We start from the raw sequence: 19,513 nt of genomic DNA, 5'->3' as shown, positions 1-19,513 counted from the left end.
CTTATATAAGATTGATCTACAATATATCATAATTTAATTTATAAATTGTTTTTTTATAAAAACAGCGCTATTAGTCAATTAGCGCAAACCTTTTTTTTCTAGAGTCTTTCTGTTATGACTGAGGGAATATGATTTTTTATCTTAATTTATCAAATATTATTTGTCGGATAAGTTTTTATTTTTTTTATAAACAGTATGGTGCATAATATTTGCGTCTATTACAAGTCTGTCAGATCAAAGTTTCTATTTTTAAAATTAATAATTGTAATTTTTAGATCAGACGGAGATTTGAATTTATTGTTGACTAATTATAAAAATTTTTTCTTGTCTGCGCTTTAAAGTCTTCAATTCTGTTATATGAATCCTGTTAGGATATTAATTATTAGATAAATTAATATTTTTATATATGCACTAAAATATTTTGTGTTAAGAATAAAAAAATAATTTATAGACTTTATTTTTTTAATATATTCAACCAACAGGTTGTGATACAGATAGTTTTTTTTAATTTTATATATAAATATATCCTTATACTATAAGTAAATAGTTAACCATTGATCTAAAAGAATTTATTTTTATATACAATTAATTACTTATTAATATTTTTTTGTTATAGATTTATTTTTTATATAATGTTTATACATAAGGTTTTTTCGATAAAAACCAAATAATAAGTCAAGCATAAATTTGAGTATTAAGTAAATTGGTATTAATTTAACTGTGTAGTTGGGGAATTATTGTTTTAATCTTATTAAGGTATTCGCTACGATCGTGTCCAGTTAGACTTTCGTTTCGTGGTAGTGTAGCCGTTAGCGGATTAATAGGTCGTTGATTTAACCATACTTCATAGTGTAGATGAGGTCCTGTAGATCGACCGGTATTTCCTGATAGCGCGATACGTTCACCAAGTTTAACTTTTTGACCGGGTTTTACCAGAAGTTTGTGGAGATGCATGTAACGAGTCATATATTGATGCCCATGCCGTATAGCTATATAATTTCCAGCGATATCGTCATATTTACTAATAATGACTTCCCCATCACTAACTGCTAATATCGGGGTTCCGACTGGAACAGCAAAATCTACTCCAAGGTGAGTTGTAATGCGACCGGTGATAGGATTAAGACGTTTAGGGTTAAAAGTAGAAGATATACGGAATTGTTTTAATGTAGGAAGCCGCATAAAAGATTGGGTAACCCCCTTTGCATCGCGATTATAGAACTTACCATTATCTGCAAGAAAAGCGTAGTAATCTTTACCAGCGGTATGTAAATAAACAGCAAGCAATTGGGTTCGAGCGCTTTTACCGTTTAACATTTCTCTTGCAATTAACACCGAAAATTTATCACCTTTATGTAGTTTTTTAAAATCAATTTGCCACTGAAGAGCGGAAATGACAGCATAAGTATCGCTGTAGCTTAAGCCAGCCGTTTGAGCGCTGTTAATAAACGTTCCGTTGAGATATCCAGTTAAAGTCGTATTACACCATTTTCCTTTTATATAAGTGATATTTTCTTGAAATTTACCGTAAATGCGGTTGTAGGTGCGGATTTCTCGCTGAGAAACATTCCAGATCAAATATTGCAAATTACCATTAACTGTCATTTTCCAGGACAGTGATTGGCCCACCTTAATATTTTGTAAGTCGGCATGTTCTCTTGATAGAACTTTTATGTCAGCAATAGGAACATTGTGTTGACTAAGAATTTTACTTATAGTATCGCCACTAAAAATGACGTATTTATTTGTGTTCGATGTCTCATGGATTTTTATATTCGAATTATTTTTTTCTATATCTTTTTCATTTTCTTTTGAAAATTGACTACTATGTCCAGTAGTATCAATAGGCTGATCAATAAATTTTCGTTTTTCAGGAGAAACGATAGTTGTATTAAGTCGCCCAAAAAGTGGGAAATAAATGCTATTTTTCCAAATAGCAATAATCAGTGTGAATATAGCTAGTGACCCTAACATAATCCGATTAAGTCGTGACAGATAATTAAACATTAAGGAAAAGGATCGAGTTAATTGTTGCACTAACGATCGTCCTCGTATGTTTTTTCTAGGCAGTTTATATATTGCTTCGATAAATTTAGAAGAAAACGCATGTAACTTCCCTTGTCTAAAGAAATATCTATACCCAATGGATCTAGCATGCCGATATAAACATCTTGTCCGCGGGCAACGGATTTAATTGAAGCTGAATTGAATTGTGGTTCAGAAAAAATACAGATTGCTTTTTTTTTAATCAACTGTTTTCTAATTTTATGTAAAGTCTGTACGCCTGGTTGTATTTCAGGAGTGATGCTAAAATAACCTAAAGGCATAAGTCCATAATATTTTTCATAATAACCGTAGGCATCATGTAATACGTAATATCCTTTATTACGAACCGGTGAGAGTATATTAGCAATTTTTTTGTTGTTTTCTATTAATAAATTTTTAAAAATTTGTAAATTTTCGTCTAAAAGTTTTTTCTGTGTAGGAATCAATTCTAATAGATGTTCATATATTATTTGAGCTATATGCTCAGCAATAATAGGAGAAAGCCAAAGATGCATGTCATATTTACCGTGTTGATGACCAAAATTGTAATTCTGATTTATATCTGACAGAGAGTATTTATAGGTGTTTAGTCTGCTTTTTTTTAGGAGAGGGATGATTCGCTTCTCTTTGGAAAGAGTAATGCAGCGCTTAGTAGGCAGGGAAAAGGTGAGTCCTGATAAAAAGGATTCTAGTTCCGGCCCCACCCAAATTAAGATATCTGCTTTTTTTAATCGTAATCCATCTGTCGGTCGTAGAGTATAAGTGTGAGGAGAAGCATGATCTGGTAACATTACCTCTACAGGAATAACTTTATCAGCTATTGCAGCAGCGATAAATCCTAGTGGGCGTATAGACGTTAAGATTGCAGCATGGGCATACATGTTGGTTATTATCCCGAATATGCTACTCCATAAAATAATATAATAGGTAAAGCAAATGAAATGCAAGACAGTCTTAGAAAGAGATGCAAGCATAGCAAAATTCTCATCATCAACGAAGTTGATTGTTATGTTACAATAAAGTCGTCATTTAACAACCGTAATTATTATGATCGACTTGATAGTTCTTAAACAAATTAGTGTTATTTTTGGGGAAACAGTAGTTTTGCATGATATTTCATTTACTTTGCGTCATGGACGGATCCTGACTTTACTTGGACCTAATGGTGCCGGCAAATCAACTTTAATACGAGTAGTACTTGGTTTGATTGCTCCTAATACTGGAACCCTCATTCGTCATCCAAAACTACGTGTAGGTTATGTCCCCCAAAAAATTTATCTTGATCCTACACTTCCGCTAACTGTAGAACGTTTTTTGCGGTTAGGGAAGAAGAAAAATGATATTAAATCAGTGCTGGAACGAGTTCAAGTAGAATACCTGCAGCAAGTACCGATGCAGAAGTTGTCTGGTGGTGAGATGCAAAGGGTTTTATTGGCACGCGCATTACTTAATACCCCAGAACTTTTGGTTTTAGATGAACCTGCTCAAGGAGTAGATGTAAACGGTCAAATAGCACTCTATGATTTAGTGGATGATCTGCATCGTACACTTATGTTTGCTGTATTAATGGTGTCTCATGATTTACATCTTGTGATGGCGAAAACTCATGAGGTAGTTTGCCTTAATCGTCACATATGTTGTTCTGGGACACCAGAGGTAATTTCAGACCATCCGGATTTTATTGCTATGTTTGGTCATCGTGAAGCATCACGGCTTGCCGTTTACCAACATGATCATAATCATAATCACTCCCACGACTTTTAAAGAGTTTTTTTAATTATCTCGTTGAGAGTTGATTGGAGAAGAGAAAGGGGGCGTGAGGAGAGAATACTGTTATGATTGAATTATTGTTGCCTAGTTGGATTGCAGGTCTCTTGCTTTCTTTAGCTGCGGGACCGCTGGGTGCTTTTGTGGTATGGCGAAAAATGTCTTATTTTGGCGATGCTCTAGCGCATGCCTCTCTTTTAGGCTTAGCTTTTAGTTTTTTATTAAACATGAACCCTTTTTATGGTGTAATTATAGTTACTCTATTTTTAGCTTTTGGGTTAGTTTGGTTAGAACAGTTTCCTCAATTTGCTATGGACACTCTATTAGGAATTTTAGCTCATGCATCGTTATCTCTTGGACTGGTGATGGTGAGTTTAATGCGAGAACTTAGAGTAGATTTGATGGCCTATCTTTTTGGTGACTTACTAGCAATTACATTGCACGATATTAAGATATTGGGGGTGGGTGTTGCGGTGGTATTAATTCTAATCACATGGAAATGGCGTTCCTTGTTATCTGTTAGTATACATCCTGAATTAGCTCATGTTGACGGAATTCGCTTATCCAGAATTAAGCTTCTATTAACGTTAGTTACTGCACTGACTATCGGGCTTTCCATGCAATTTGTCGGTGCATTAATTATTACGTCGCTTCTCATAATCCCAGCTGCGGCTGCTCGACGTTGTGCACGTACTCCGGAACAAATGGTGTTATTTGCTACTTTAATAAGTGGGCTGTCGGTAACTGGTGGTTTAGCATTCTCTGCAATCTGCGATACACCGGCTGGTCCATCTGTAGTACTTTGTTCTTCATTAATGTTCTTGTTTAGTTTAATGTTTAAAATGCGCTCATAACGCTCGTTTAAACATAACAATAGTTAGTTCGAGTTTTTAGTGGATATTTTTTTAAATTAATCGTTGATGTAGAACTGTGAAGTGAAATTTTTATTTTATATATATCTTCTTAATCAATTTAATATACTTTTTTTCACTACAACTAAAACATATAGTTCTTGATTAAAAGGTGTTATATACATTATAAAGTTAGTAAAAATTACCGAGAAATGTGTTAACTGTTTAAAAGTTTTTACATATTTGAATTTGTGTTTTTTTTAAAATTAAGACCGCTTAATTCAAGTGGTGTTAGCAACGTATAATTAACCATATACTGTTGACAACAATTTTTTAAAAAAGACCCTAAACTTTCGATTATTAACAATCAATGTAAGGTTTTTGGTGATTTGGTTTAAATAAGTAAAAACATTTATTTAATCTAACATAAGATATAGATAAATCAATCTTTTGTTGCGCTTGAACTATGTTGATTACACAATTCATTGTATGATTTTATAGATTTTGGCTTTATTTAATTAATTTTTATTAAACTCATCACGTTATATTGCGACTTTTTTGGTTAAACATCAAGTTAAATGTTTAAAGTAAAGCATTGTTTTTATGCTTGTTAGTAAGTTGAAAGATCCTATAGTATATTTAATTGATAATAATAAAAAACTGTGATTCGCATATTTGCGACAGGTTAATAGATAGCATATTAACAATCATGGAATCGATTCTATATTATAGTGAAAATGATTGAAAACGTATCCGTTTTATATAATAGTGTTTACGTGGTGCCGAAGGCCGGATTCGAACCGGCATGCAAAAAGCGGTTGATTTTGAATCAACTGCGTCTACCGATTTCGCCACTTCGGCACTGATTGAATCTGAGCTTTTTTTTGCACTCAGAACTAAAGAAATATTATATTTAGATGTTGCATTGATATGAATCTAATTAAATTTTTATTAAATTTTATTTGTTGTGGTTAATTTGATGATTTTGATTTCTGCGGTATCACTAAAGATTCCGTATAAGTTATTTATGAGAATAATCACTATCTTTGGTTGAATCAAGCATAAAAATCAATATTTTAACGTAGAGCTCAGAGTTATAGTACCACAGATGTATTAACTATTGCTATATTAGTGTGGAAAAAATCTGTTAATCTTTTTTGGTTCGAATGCAGATCAGATTTGTACGTTTGTCTTATAACAATTATAGTGAAATATAGAGGTAGTTTTTATATTTGATTAATAAATAATATTTTTTAATTTTAATTTAAGCATCTTTAATTAAGTTTTTAAAAAGTCAGTTTTTCAAATGTGTTCTTAAGAAATTGCATCTAGAAAAAATAAATCACAGCAAAAGATACAATAGTTTTTAACGTATTTTATTTATTTGTATTTAGCTAATATATCGTGATGGACATAATAATATTTTATAAACTTGTGGTAAGTATATGATCATTACGGTAATATAAAAATGTAATGCATATGTGTTGTTTAAATTTTTATTTAGTTACACATTAAACTCTATTTAAAATATAATGACCATTAGTTTGTACGGATGAACTAACTAGTGGTTTTTGAAAGATTAAAGAATTAAATGGCATATATTGGATCTGTGCATTACTCACATTTTAGATCAGTCTTCATTTTTTTTAGAACTTATGAACACATAAAAAAGAGATTTATCTTACATAAGTTTACAAAAAACATCTATTGATAAAAATTATTGAAGACATATAGATTTTGTTACTAAAGCCGATTTATGCAATAATTTGCAAAAAATTACAGAGCATAATTTAGTATATTTTAACTATCATTACTTAGTTTAGAGAGTAATATTATGTTGATAACTGTTTAAGTGTCTACAGAATAAAGAGATTTTCAATGACAATTTATAATTTTTAATTAAATTTTATCGTGAAGTAAAGTCGATTTATATGAGTTTCAGTTTTGAGTTGATCTTTTTTTTTGCAATTAGATTTACTGCTACCACTAAAGTTTTAAGGTTTTTAAGAAATGATTATTAAAATTCATTAGAATTATATTATTTAGTATCAATACCCTGCACCAATACAATTACTAACTATAATTAGATTCGTGATTTTTATCCGTTAAAGTGGCATTATTATACTCTGAACGTATTTAGCGATACTTAACTTAATTCACTGCGATCTTCCCTATACAGCAGAAGCATTAATTCTTAATGGCAATTTTAAAGTAGTAATTTATATAAAATGATATTTACCTATAAAATTTAGTAAGAATATTTTGAGGGTGTAACTAAATTTAGCATAGCCTAAAAGGTTAGCATGTTTAATACTTAAGATAAAAAGTTATTTAAATAAATATTCGATATGTTGTTTTATAATACAATTGTTTTGTTCTTAACTTGTTTAAGATAAATATTTAGATATCAATAAAACCACTCCATTTTATATCATATGTAAGGTCGGACGGTAGTAGAGCTTAATTTATTATAATTATAATGATTTAAAGATATCGATGTGGTTGGTCTTACTTTAAGAAAGACTACAGGTTCTACTTCTCTAGATCATTAATGGTTAAGAGTAGAAGAGCATATTTTAAAACCATCCGCTCGACTGACTGGTAGACGTAATCAGAAGGATTTTGCATGAAAGCGATACTGGAACATCTTTATCATGGCGGGCGTATGAGCCGCGAACAAAGCCAACAGCTTTTTAAAGCTATAATTCGCGGGCAGTTAGCTTGCGAAGAACTTGCAGCTGTATTAATTAGCATGAAAGTACGCGGTGAATGCCCCGAAGAAATTGCAGGAGCGGCTAGCGCATTGTTAGCTAGTTCGAGTCCATTTCCTCGGCCTGATTATCTTTTTTCTGATATCGTCGGTACTGGTGGAGACGGAAGTAATAGTATTAATATTTCAACTGTGAGCGCTATCGTCGCAGCTGGTTGCAATGTCCGTGTAGCCAAGCATGGTAATCGGAGCGTGTCAAGTCGTTCAGGCTCTTCTGACTTGTTAGCAGCATTTGGTGTTCGCCTCGACATGCCGGCTAATATATCACGTAAGGCTTTAGATGAACTTGGTATCTGCTTTTTATTTGGCCCACAATACCACCCTGGTTTTCGTCATGCGATGCCGGTACGTCAAGTACTAAAAACACGTACATTATTTAATGTGCTCGGTCCTTTAATAAATCCTGCCCGACCACCACTAGCTTTGATTGGTGTTTATAGGCCCGAACTTTTATTACCATTAGCTGAGACAATGCGAGTTTTAGGTTATGAGCGTGCTGCAGTAGTGCATAGTGGAGGTATGGATGAAGTAGCTTTGCATGCACCAATAAAAGTAGTAGAATTGCATGGTGGAATAATTGACAGTTACACCTTAACTGCAGCAGATTTTGGATTACCGGTGCAACCGCTCAAGTCTCTAAAAGGGGGTACTCCAGAAGAAAATCGTGAAATTATTACCCGTTTCTTAAAAGGGAAAGGTGAAAAATCACATGAATTTACTGTTGCTGCCAATGTAGCTCTTTTGCTTAAATTGTTTGGACAGGACAATCTTACTGAAAATGTTCATCGTGCACTTGAAGAAATTCATAGCGGTAATTCCTATCTTCGTATAATGGAATTGGCAGCAAGAGGATAAGAAAGGTATGCAAGACACAGTACTTAAAAAAATAATTCTAAATAAATATGAATGGGTTGCCAATAATAAGCGAATTACACCATTAGAAAGTTTCTTTCATAAAGTAAAAGTTAGTTCAAGAGATTTTTATCAAGCACTTTCTAGCAAAAGAACAGAATTTATCCTAGAATGTAAAAAAGCATCGCCGTCTAAAGGTCTTATTCGTAAAGATTTTGATATAACAGCTATTGCAAATGTTTATCGCAATTATGCGTCTGTCATTTCTGTATTAACTGATGAGAAATACTTTCAAGGCAGCTTTAATTATCTAGGTGAATTAAGTGCGCTAGTAAGCCAACCAGTATTATGTAAAGATTTTATAATTGATCCTTGGCAAATTTACTTTGCACGTTTATATCAAGCAGACGCTATATTATTGATGTTGTCTGTTCTTGACGACGATACTTACCGTAAGTTATCTTCCGTAGCCCACAGCTTGAATATGGGTATATTAACAGAAGTAATTAGTGTGGAAGAGTGCAAGCGGGCTATTTGTTTGGGAGCAAAAGTCATTGGTATTAATAACCGTGACTTGCGTGATTTATCAATTGATTTAAATCGGACTCCTATGCTTCGTTCGGAACTACCTAAAAATGTGACGGTCATTAGCGAGTCTGGTATTGATTCTTATAGTAAGGTACGAAAAATCAGTCAGTATGTGAATGGTTTTTTAATCGGTAGTACGTTAATGTCTGAACCGAATTTAATAATGGGAGTGCATCGAGTATTATTGGGTGAAAACAAAATATGCGGACTTACTCGTGTTAGTGATGCGCGCTCTGCCTTAGACAATGGTGCAATTTATGGTGGGCTAATTTTTGTTCCAAATTCTCCGCGAGATGTTGATATAAAGACTGCTAGAACTATAGTAGAGAGCGTAGATTTAAAGTATATTGGCATTTTCCGGGACAAGCCTGTCAAAGATGTTGCTTTGACCGCCAATATTTTATCTTTATCTGGAATTCAATTACACGGGAATGAAGATCAAAATTATATTGATTCACTTCGTTATATTTTGCCGCCTGCATGTCATATTTGGAAAGCAATAAATATGGACAAGATGTCATTGCAATTTCGAGAGATGTTCCACGTTGATCGTTATATTTTAGACAATGGTGGGGGTGGTACCGGAAAACCTTTTAATTGGTTACAATTAGAGCAAGGTAGACTAGATGATGTTATTCTTGCCGGTGGCATAGGAATAGATAACTGTTCATTAGCATCCCGGTTTGGTTGTGTGGGACTGGATTTTAACTCTGGTGTAGAAAGTATCCCCGGTATTAAAGATCACGATAAAATAGCTAAAGTATTTCAGATTTTGCGAGATTATTAATCTACATCTCGTAATTTGACATTGTTAAGAGATAATTGAGTATGACAAGACTTAATCCGTATTTTGGTGAATTTGGTGGGATGTATGTACCCCAAATCCTCATGCCTGCACTAATTCAGTTAGAAGAAGCGTTTGTTTTTGCTCAAGCTGATCCAGCATTCCATACTGAATTTAGTAGTTTATTAAAAAACTACGCTGGTCGACCCACCCCTCTTACTCTGTGTCGGAATTTAACGGTAGGTACGTCCACGAAACTATATCTTAAACGCGAAGATTTATTACATGGGGGGGCGCATAAAACTAATCAGGTTTTGGGGCAAGTATTGTTAGCTAAGCGAATGGGTAAAACTGAAATTATTGCGGAAACTGGAGCTGGTCAACATGGTGTAGCTTCTGCGTTATGTTCTGCATTATTGGGATTAAAGTGTCGTATTTATATGGGTTCCAAAGATATCGAGCGTCAGTCACCTAATGTGTTTCGAATGCGATTGATGGGTGCGGAGGTTATTCCAGTACATAGTGGTTCTTTAAGTTTAAAAGATGCATGCAATGAGGCGTTGCGTGATTGGTCCGAAAGTTATGAACAAGCTCACTATATGCTCGGCACTGCAGCAGGGCCACATCCATATCCAACGATTGTTCGTGAATTTCAACGCATGATTGGCGAAGAAACACGGATACAGTTGCAAGAGTACGAAGATTGTTTGCCAGATGCAGTTATCGCTTGTGTTGGTGGTGGATCCAATGCTATCGGCATGTTTGCTGATTTTATTGACAAACCATCAGTGCGTTTAATAGGTGTAGAACCTGCTGGTTTAGGTGTTGAGACTGGTCAACATGGAGCATCCTTAAAATACGGTCGTACAGGTATCTATTTTGGAATGAAGTCACCCATGATGCAATCTAGTGAAGGACAGATTGAAGAATCTTATTCTATATCAGCGGGTCTAGATTTTCCGTCAGTAGGTCCGCAGCATGCTTACCTTGACAAGATAGGGAGAGCAGAGTATGTGTCTGCTACTGATGAAGAGGCTTTAGAAGCGTTTCGTTGCCTTTCTCGACAAGAAGGTATTATACCAGCACTTGAATCATCTCATGCACTGGGATACATTCTAAAAATGATAAAGAAACAACCAGAAAAAAAGCAAATTTTGGTAGTTAATTTATCTGGGCGTGGAGATAAAGACATTTTTACTGTTCATGATATTTTAAAGGCGAGGGGAGAGATTTAATGGAACGCTATCAGCAATTATTTGACAAGCTAAAAGAGCGTAATGAAGGTGCATTTGTTCCTTTTGTAACGCTTGGCGATCCTAACTTTAGTGTTTCGTTACGCATTATCGAGACACTAATTGATGCTGGTGCTGATGCGTTAGAAGTGGGCATCCCCTTCTCTGACCCACTAGCTGACGGTCCTATCATCCAAAATGCCAATTTGAGAGCATTTTCTTCTGGAATTACAAAGGAGTGTTGTTTTAAAATTCTTCAAACAATTCGCGAAAAGTATCCGGTTATACCGATTGGTCTCTTAATGTATGCAAATCTTATTTATAATGAGGGAATAGAGACTTTTTATCGGCGCTCCGCGGAAATTGGCATTGACTCAATATTGGTTGCAGATGTTCCTTTTCAAGAAAGCTTGCCCTTTCGACAAGCGGCTTTGCGCTATAGAATAGCGCCTATTTTTATATGCCCTCCTAATGCTGATGATACTTTAATGCGCGAAATTGCTTTACATGGGCGAGGATATACCTATCTTCTCTCACGCGCCGGTGTGACCGGAAGCGAGAAGCGTGCTAATGTTCCCATTAAGCATATTGTCGAAACTTTAAAACAATATAATGCTCCACCGATATTACAAGGATTTGGTATCTCCCAAACAAGTCAGGTGAGAGTTGCACTTGCATCTGGAGTAACTGGAGTTATTTCAGGTTCAGCTATAGTCCAAGTTATTGAAAAATACCTCGATAATTTAGATATTATGTTAGAAAATTTAGCACAATTTGTAAATAAACTGAAAGAAGCAACAAAATCTAGTTTATGTAAAAATAAATTGATAATTTAAACAATCAAGAGATGTTGTAAAAAAATCAACATAATCGGCATGTATAGAATATTTCTTTTTGCGATTTAAAGTGTATAAAGAATCATTAACAAGTTTAATTATTATTATTTTTTTACTTAATATAAACAAGGTTGTTAAAATAAATATAAATAAGTTTGTTTTTTTTATTAAAAGTATTTTAATACTTATTTTTTTTAAGTATCGTCTAGTAGACGATAGACGAGTTTTATTTTTATAAAAAAACAATTATTTAAGTTTTTGGAATAAATTTGCGATACTTATCTTTTTAATTATTTGTAGATTTTAATCGCGATATTAAGAATTTTTTTCTTAAAAAGAGTTTGATAGAGGAAATAATTTTATCAATTATTAAATTGGACAATTTTATTTTTATATTTTGCTGTGATTATCAACATGCTAACTTTTTATGTTTCTAGTTATATAAAAACTTGAGCGATTTTTTATTTTACTTGGTTTATCAAAATCCGGGTTTTTCTATATTGAACAATTAAGAATGATAAGTTTGTATAAGATTACACATTGAGGCTGCTTGTATGACACGCTATATTATACACAATATTAATCTAGTCTTGAAAAAGAACGTTATTCTTAATGTCGACTTTAACGATATGAACACTGTTGTATCTGGGTTTATCTTATAATTTTGTATTATTTTATTATAATGCATTTTATTCGAATTATCGTGTATTTTTACTTTTAGTAAATTGTTTTACTATATGACTTAATGTTTTATCGTATATAGTAGTATATATAATTTAGTCTTGAGGGAAATTTTCATTAATATACTTAGATGTTAAAAACTTGATTTTTTATTTATCAATTTTTTTGCAGATAAATTATTTTTTTTATTTTTTTAGATGAAACGACTTTAGTATGAGATCGTTTTATAAAAAAACGTGATTGTTTATATGATTTTAATCAATATTATTTATAGACAATAAATTAAATTAGAGTTTATATCTTGACCGACGAGATGTCCGGATTTTTTTATTTATGTATAAACTATTTATTTTAATACTTATTTTTGTTAAAAAAGAGCTCTTTTAAAACATTAAACTTTTCTAGTCTTTGTGATTTAGTTAATTAATAAAAAGTATTGTTATCAAATAATTAATGTTAATATAAAAATATTTGTTTTCTGAGATTGATTTTTTTAGGATTAATCGTCACTGATAATAATCAGTAATGTATGTACAACTTACTTGTAAGAAAAAGGTTGTAGAAACTTAGAGAATCTTCCTTTTCGTTTTATATCTAAAACATACACATATATAAAAAACAGAATAATTGTTTATTTCAATAAATTTTTTTTAAAAAATATAATATAACAACTTGTTTTAAATTGACTGAATTGTTATTCAATCATATGCTAAATGTATATGAAAAAAAGGATTTTTATTTATTATTTAGATTAAACTTAAACTTTAATACATAAAAAATAGTCTGGAGTGATTCTAATAAAGAATATGTAAATGGGTTATACAAACTCATTCTTCTCGAAAAAAAAAGCATTCTATGATTGATTTTGAATATACTCTTGAAGATAAGTCGTAAAAAAGTACATGCAGGTTTGAAGTATTATCCCAGCATGTTAAGCAATTCTGTATGCACCTCCGATTTAAGCTATGCGTTACGCTACTTTTAGTGGATGGTAAAAGACTCAGTCCGTTTTTAGCTTATAATACAGATTTTTTTTGTTTGGGTTAAGATTCGAAAGTCTTGATGCTCTCACTGTGGTAGTTGAATGTATCCATTTATTCTTTAATTCATGATAATTTACTGGCAATGGATAATGATACGCGTTACGTAGAGGGTTTCCAATTTGTCACATTCAGTTTGGATAAGTGACAGCCATTTTAGCTGAAAATGCATTATAGACATTGACGTTTAGTATTTTTTCTAATCAGAAATAGCAGAGGTTATCTCCACAGGATAGACTGAAATTATCTTGGTGCTCACTTCTGCTCGTGGTGTCGATGGTATGTCTCTCGGAGAGTTCTGAGATTTATTAGATGCAAATAAGAAAATTTCGAGTGAAAAATTTAAAATAATTTATGGTTATAAAACAGGAACGCTTATTATGGCTCCGGTTTAGATTGGGATATTAGTGGTAGGGAAGCGTGGTGGATCGATGTTAATTAATTTAGATCATTTTGCCTCTTTTTGTTGGGCTTGCTTTTCAGATACAAGAATGACATTCTTGACATTGTTGGGGCTAGTCAGAACTACAGGAAAACAAAAAGGAGCAGATCAGCTTTTAGGTAAAAGGATTTATTCGGAATTAATGGGTTTAGAGATGGAGCGTTCTAAAACTCAAGATTTGTATTATGTGTCAATATATTTCTTAAAATGTGTTTCAGCGCTAGTTTATGGTGCTGATGTTTTGTGGCGTTAGCACGTTATATTATTGAGCATGATAAACAAGTAATACGGTCTTTCTATCTTAGGTATGAGTATATTTCATGATCCTTGATATTAAAAAATATCCAACATTATTTTTGGTGGACGACCCTAAGCAATTACGTCAGTTACCCAAAGATCGCTTGGTGGAATTATGCTCTGAGTTGCGAGAATTTCTGTTGGATAGCGTGAGTCGTTCTAGTGGACATTTTGCTTCTGGGTTAGGCGCCGTAGAATTGACGGTAGCTTTGCATTATGTTTATAAAACGCCTTTTGATCGGTTGATTTGGGATGTTGGGCATCAAGCTTATCCTCATAAGATTTTAACTGGTCGACGTGACCGTATTTCTACTATTCGACAACGTTATGGTCTTCATCCTTTTCCGTGGCGTGGAGAAAGTGAATATGATCACCTTTCTGTAGGACATTCTTCTACCTCTATCAGTGCTGGTCTTGGTATGGCAGTGGCAGCTAAACATGAGGGGTTAGGTCGTCGTATAGTGTGCGTGATTGGTGATGGAGCTATTACTGCTGGTATGGCTTTCGAGGCGATGAATCATGCGGGTGATATCAAGTTTAATCTATTGATGATACTCAATGATAATAAAATGGCTATTTCAGAAACTGTTGGGGGCTTAAATAATTATTTTAAAGCAGTTTTATCTGGTGACGCATCTTCTGATTTATTTGAAAAAAGTAAAAAAAATCTTTCTAGTATCCCTCCAATTAAAGATTTATTTAAGCGTACTGAAAAGCATATTAAAAGCATAGTAGTTCCGGGTGCCTTATTTGAAGAGTTAGGGGTAAATTATATCGGTCCAGTAGATGGGCATGATGTTCAGGGGTTAATTCAGACATTAAAGAGTATTGAAGATAAAAAAGGACCACAGTTACTTCATATTATGACAAAAAAAGGCTGTGGCTATGCGCCAGCTGAAAAAGATCCCATTAGTTGGCATGCAGTACCTAAATTTGATCCTGATGTAGGCGTTTTACCGAAAGTAAGTACTAGATGCAACCCTACTTACTCAACAGTTTTCGGAAACTGGTTGTGTACTACTGCTGAATACGATAATAAACTTATGGCTATCACACCTGCTATGCGAGAAGGTTCTGGCATGACTTCGTTTTCACAAAAATATCCGCATCAGTATTTTGATGTTGCTATCGCAGAACAACACGCCGTTACTTTTGCGGCTGGTTTAGCTATCGGTGGTTATAATCCAATAGTAGCTATTTATTCTACTTTTCTGCAGAGAGCGTACGATCAGGTTATCCATGATGTTGCTATTCAAAATTTACCCGTACTCTTTGCGATTGATCGCGGTGGTCTTGTTGGTGCTGATGGACAAACTCATCAAGGTGCATTCGATCTTTCTTATTTACGATGTATTCCAAATATGGTGATTATGACTCCGAGCGATGAGAACGAATGTCGACTAATGTTACATACAGGATATTGCTATAAGGGAGGACCAATTGCGGTTCGTTATCCTCGCGGTAATGGTACAGGTGCTACCATTTCTGATTTATATGAATTGCCATTAGGTAAAGGGATAATACGTCGTCATGGAGACGACATCGCTATTCTTAATTTTGGGGCTTTGTTGCCTCATGCCAAAGAGGTAGCAAAAGCCATGAATGGAACTTTAGTAGATATGCGTTTTGTGAAGCCACTTGACGGTTCCTTGATTAGTGAGTTAGCGATGACTCATCGATCTTTGGTTACAATTGAGGAAAATGTGATTATGGGTGGCGCTGGTAGTGCTGTAAATGAGCATGTAATGTATAAGAGACTCACAATACCTGTCTTAAATATTGGTTTTCCTGACTATTTTATTCCATCGGGCACTCAAGAAGAAATGCGAGTAGCATTGGGGCTTGATGCAGTGGGCATTCAGAAAAAAATTGAAGACTGGTTAACTTAAATTAATATATAGAATATAAATAGGGATTTATTTTTTTAAAAGAATTTTTATATTTATTAGGATTGTTTAAACTATTAAGTTAATTTTCTTAATCTGATCATCAATCAGATCGATTTATTTTATGAGATTTTTATGGAAACTTATATAAAAGTTTTATTAAATAAACACATTAATAACTTTTTGCATTAAATTCAACCATGCAAGGATTTATTTATTATCCTATTTTTTTGTAACAGCTTGATTTTTTATTTTTTATAGAAAATATTTATTATTACACGCGCATGACATCAAGTGGAGATGCAGGTATTTTTTTTATAACCAGATAGGGTTGGTCTTATTAAGAGTATTCTATTTGATAGGTGTTTTGTTAATTCTTTGTTTTTTTAGACATAATAGGATTATGTTTTTTTAAACTGATTAATTATCTAAATCTATATAATGATGTTAATTTTTTTTATAATAAAATTATTGCGATTATATGATTTAAGTTTTTAACTAATTAATGTTATGTAAAATTAATTAAACGTTTTAGTTTTATTTTTAATAGAATTAAACTATAAAACGAACAGTTGATTTAATTATGTTACTAACATAATCAATGATATTATCTAACTATATTTGTTAACTTATTTTTTTTAAATATTTATTAAAAATCAATTAATAAGTATACTTGTTACGTAACAAAGTGTTTTAGAGACGAAGTATATAGTTTATCTCTATTTTGATAGTGAATTATTTAAATATTTTGTAATAACTATTATACATGATTTATTTAAACATTTAAATTATTACTATAGTTAATAGGGGTATATTACTTTAATTTGATTTAAAAACATTTATTGATTACAAATTATTTATTGTATTATTTACTTAATAGATTTAGAGATAATATTCCAATCTTAAATTAAGAAGATACCTATAATAGGTATAATATTAAAACAATCAAATTTATAGTAAATATTTCTATAAAAAGTATTATAAATAATATTAGGTTTTGTTTAATTACTTCAATTTTTATAAAAAAATAAATATAAACTTATCTATTTGCTTGAAAAACAGATTTCTTTAAAAATAAAGAGATTATATAAGAACACGTTCTTAATATTTGTAATATTTATGTTGTTTAATGAAAAATATATTAATAATAATATCAGTTTTTATTTTTTTATAAAATAAACAAAATTTATAACTAATTATTTTAAAATCAAGATAACAATAATTTTATAAAAATATTTTAAAGTTTAGATTTTTATTAAAAATAACTACTTATATAAAAGTTTTTATGAAAGATTATATACATCAATTTGAGTTTCTTTGAATTTTATAGATATCAAAAAAATTATAGAAATATTCAAAGATCAATTTTTATTGAGATAGCTTAAATTACCATAAAACTATATAATAACTAATATGCTTAAAATATAATAGTACTGTCTAGTAAATATTGCTTTAAAGGTTAATTGAAATCAATAATAAATAACTTTTTTTAATAATGTATATCTTGTTGATGCAGTTATTTACATAACTAAAAGTTGAAGTTTAATAAATGAAAAGAAGTTTATTAGATAGTGCTATTATAAAGAATAAATGTAAATTTTAGTTTTATTTCATATAAGTTTAATAAACTTACTTATTATTCCTGCTTTAGTTAAAGTCATAAACTATTTTTTAGTTAGCTGGTATGGCTATGGTCACTTTAAAAAATTAATGGTATTTATTGTTGTATTTTTTTTTAATTCGTATTGCTTATTACGTAATAAATTATTTTATAGGTCTTAATCTTAAGGTGTCTAATCATTTTAGATGCAAGAATAGCTTGTTATTTTGATGGGAAGTGTAAATATTAGAGAAGCTAAATTTGGATTTAATATCCAAGTAGGGGATTTCTTTTTTTTTGCTTAAAATAAAAATTTAAATAATAAAGTTATTCTAATTGCAATAATAACTGGTATTTATTTTTTTATAAAGCGCGGTAAATTATTATTATAATTTATATACTGTAGAGTACGTCGTTGGTTTATATTTACAACATGTAATCAAGTGAGTGATTTCTTCAGCGACGTTGTTAGTTGTTACTTCTCATCAATATTTTATTGAAATAACTTATGCTTCTGAATATACGAGGATAAATTTAAATTATGATTTACGTGTTAGCATAAAATATATTTCAATTTTTGAAAGTTTTATAAGGTTTTCATAGAAATAAGAAAATAATTATTTTTTTTTATATATTCTTATGTAGTAGAAATATTGACTATATCGTTAGTAGAAGTCAGTATATTTTTTATTTAAAAAAAGCTTATTTTATCAATATAAATAAGAATCATATTTTGTGTTTCTTAAAAAAATAATTATTTAATTGCAATGTTGATTTTATCGGGAATGTTCGGGTTTATTTTTTTTAAAAGATTATAAAGGTTAATTTTACTAGATTGACGTATTTATCTTCTCTAATCTTAACAATTTATTTATAATAGTAATGCAGGTTTATAATATATTAATCAATGTTTAATTAATATATTATTTTTATCTTGTGTAAAATTACTTAAAATTTTTTATCAAAAACTTTATTCCTTTAAATGTTCGATTCATTATCAATATATATTTTTTAATTTTTTAATAATTTTTATTATTAATAGGAAATGTCATATAGGGTTTACATCAATAATCTAAATAAGTTATAAACATAGATAGGTTTACATGCTTGACGTTATCTTTAGGTAAATTTAAAATACGTTATAATCTCTCTCTTAAAAAGAGATATTTAATGTTCTTGTTATTTATTTTTACTTTAAATATTTCTTGTTAATTATTTAATTAATAATTATATGATTATTTTAAAGACATATATTTAAAAATATACTTTTAACCTGATTAAGTGGTAATTTGATCTATTAAATTCATGTTTTTATATCAAAGATGGTTTTAACCTATGGTTTTAAAACTAAAGAGTTTTATATATAGAAGTATCTTCAAATTTCATTTTGAGGATAATTAAATAATTATTCTTTTTAGAAAGGTTTTATTTATATGTAGTATTTTCTAATTTATTAAGTTGTCATAAGTGAAAATGTCTATTTTTGATTGAGCCTTATCAGCATAATAATTTTTAGCATTCAGAAGATCTCTTAATAGAAAACTTCCAATAGGTTTGTTAAGGTGCGCTGTACTTAACAAACCGATTTACAAAATAAATTATACAGATAGAGACTTCCTTATGAAGTAGTGTCATATAAAAACATATTTCTTAGGAAGTGCGATATAGCCGAATGTTAATCATAAAAAAACAGTTGTTTTAAGTTCAGAAGATTTTAATATTTTTATATTACATCTAATAAGTTTTTATATTAAGATATAAATATAATATTTAATATATCATCAGTAAAGTTAATTTTATTATTTTGATGTAGAGTGTATTCTATATCATTATATAGATAG

The 19,513-nt window shown here is 31.0% G+C and carries 10 protein-coding genes and 1 tRNA gene; 8 read left to right on the top strand and 3 right to left on the bottom strand.

The genetic code is table 11. The features are described from left to right. Positions 1 to 714 precede the first annotated feature (714 nt). Together mepM and znuA are read right to left on the bottom strand one after the other, a co-directional pair. Entirely contained in the window at positions 715 to 2,037 is a 1,323-nt protein-coding gene (mepM, locus tag A35E_RS00270; RefSeq protein ID WP_014888677.1) for a murein DD-endopeptidase MepM, read from the bottom strand. Then, entirely contained in the window at positions 2,037 to 2,927 is an 891-nt protein-coding gene (gene znuA / locus A35E_RS00265) for a zinc ABC transporter substrate-binding protein ZnuA (RefSeq protein ID WP_230197095.1), read from the bottom strand. Before znuA ends, mepM begins: the two co-directional genes overlap by 1 nt. A gap of 166 nt (positions 2,928 to 3,093) precedes the next feature. On the opposite strand from znuA, the gene znuC reads away from it, so the two are divergent. Together znuC and znuB are read left to right on the top strand one after the other, a co-directional pair. Continuing rightward, positions 3,094 to 3,810 (top strand): zinc ABC transporter ATP-binding protein ZnuC, encoded by a 717-nt coding sequence (gene znuC, locus A35E_RS00260; RefSeq protein ID WP_014888675.1) that lies wholly within the window; start codon positions 3,094 to 3,096, stop codon positions 3,808 to 3,810. 71 nt (positions 3,811 to 3,881) lie between these two features. Next, the gene (gene znuB / locus A35E_RS00255; protein WP_014888674.1) at positions 3,882 to 4,667 is read left to right on the top strand and encodes a zinc ABC transporter permease subunit ZnuB; all 786 of its coding nucleotides are present in this window, start codon (positions 3,882 to 3,884) and stop codon (positions 4,665 to 4,667) included. A 774-nt stretch (positions 4,668 to 5,441) separates the two neighbouring features. Here the strand turns inward: znuB and A35E_RS00250 are convergent. Then, positions 5,442 to 5,525 (bottom strand) — tRNA-Leu (locus A35E_RS00250). A 1,765-nt stretch (positions 5,526 to 7,290) separates the two neighbouring features. Here A35E_RS00250 and trpD point away from each other — a divergent pair. The 6 genes from trpD to dxs all read left to right on the top strand — a co-directional run bounded on the left by trpD (position 7,291) and on the right by dxs (position 16,075). After that, complete coding sequence (trpD, locus tag A35E_RS00245; RefSeq protein ID WP_014888673.1) at positions 7,291 to 8,289, top strand: anthranilate phosphoribosyltransferase; 999 nt, start codon at positions 7,291 to 7,293, stop codon at positions 8,287 to 8,289. A gap of 7 nt (positions 8,290 to 8,296) precedes the next feature. Then, positions 8,297 to 9,661, top strand: a complete 1,365-nt coding sequence (gene trpCF / locus A35E_RS00240) for a bifunctional indole-3-glycerol-phosphate synthase TrpC/phosphoribosylanthranilate isomerase TrpF (RefSeq protein ID WP_014888672.1) — start codon at positions 8,297 to 8,299, stop codon at positions 9,659 to 9,661. Positions 9,662 to 9,702: 41 nt separating this feature from the next. Beyond that, positions 9,703 to 10,893 (top strand): tryptophan synthase subunit beta, encoded by a 1,191-nt coding sequence (trpB, locus tag A35E_RS00235; protein WP_014888671.1) that lies wholly within the window; start codon positions 9,703 to 9,705, stop codon positions 10,891 to 10,893. Then, positions 10,893 to 11,726: a tryptophan synthase subunit alpha gene (trpA, locus tag A35E_RS00230; protein WP_014888670.1), complete on the top strand. Its 834-nt coding sequence runs from the start codon at positions 10,893 to 10,895 to the stop codon at positions 11,724 to 11,726. The genes trpB and trpA overlap by 1 nt, the downstream gene beginning before the upstream one ends. Positions 11,727 to 13,854: 2,128 nt before the next feature. Then, a complete protein-coding gene (locus tag A35E_RS03110) occupies positions 13,855 to 14,142 on the top strand; it encodes an isoprenoid biosynthesis enzyme family protein (RefSeq protein ID WP_014888668.1) in 288 nt (95 codons plus the stop codon). Between the two features lie 67 nt (positions 14,143 to 14,209). Beyond that, positions 14,210 to 16,075, top strand: coding sequence for a 1-deoxy-D-xylulose-5-phosphate synthase (dxs, locus tag A35E_RS00220; RefSeq protein ID WP_014888667.1), 1,866 nt, complete (start codon positions 14,210 to 14,212; stop codon positions 16,073 to 16,075). Positions 16,076 to 19,513 lie beyond the last annotated feature (3,438 nt).

The sequence above is a fragment of the secondary endosymbiont of Heteropsylla cubana genome (assembly GCF_000287355.1).
Taxonomy (GTDB): Bacteria; Pseudomonadota; Gammaproteobacteria; order Enterobacterales; family Enterobacteriaceae.
Note: the sequence above shows the minus strand (reverse complement) of the source record. Positions and strands in the feature narration are given on the sequence as shown.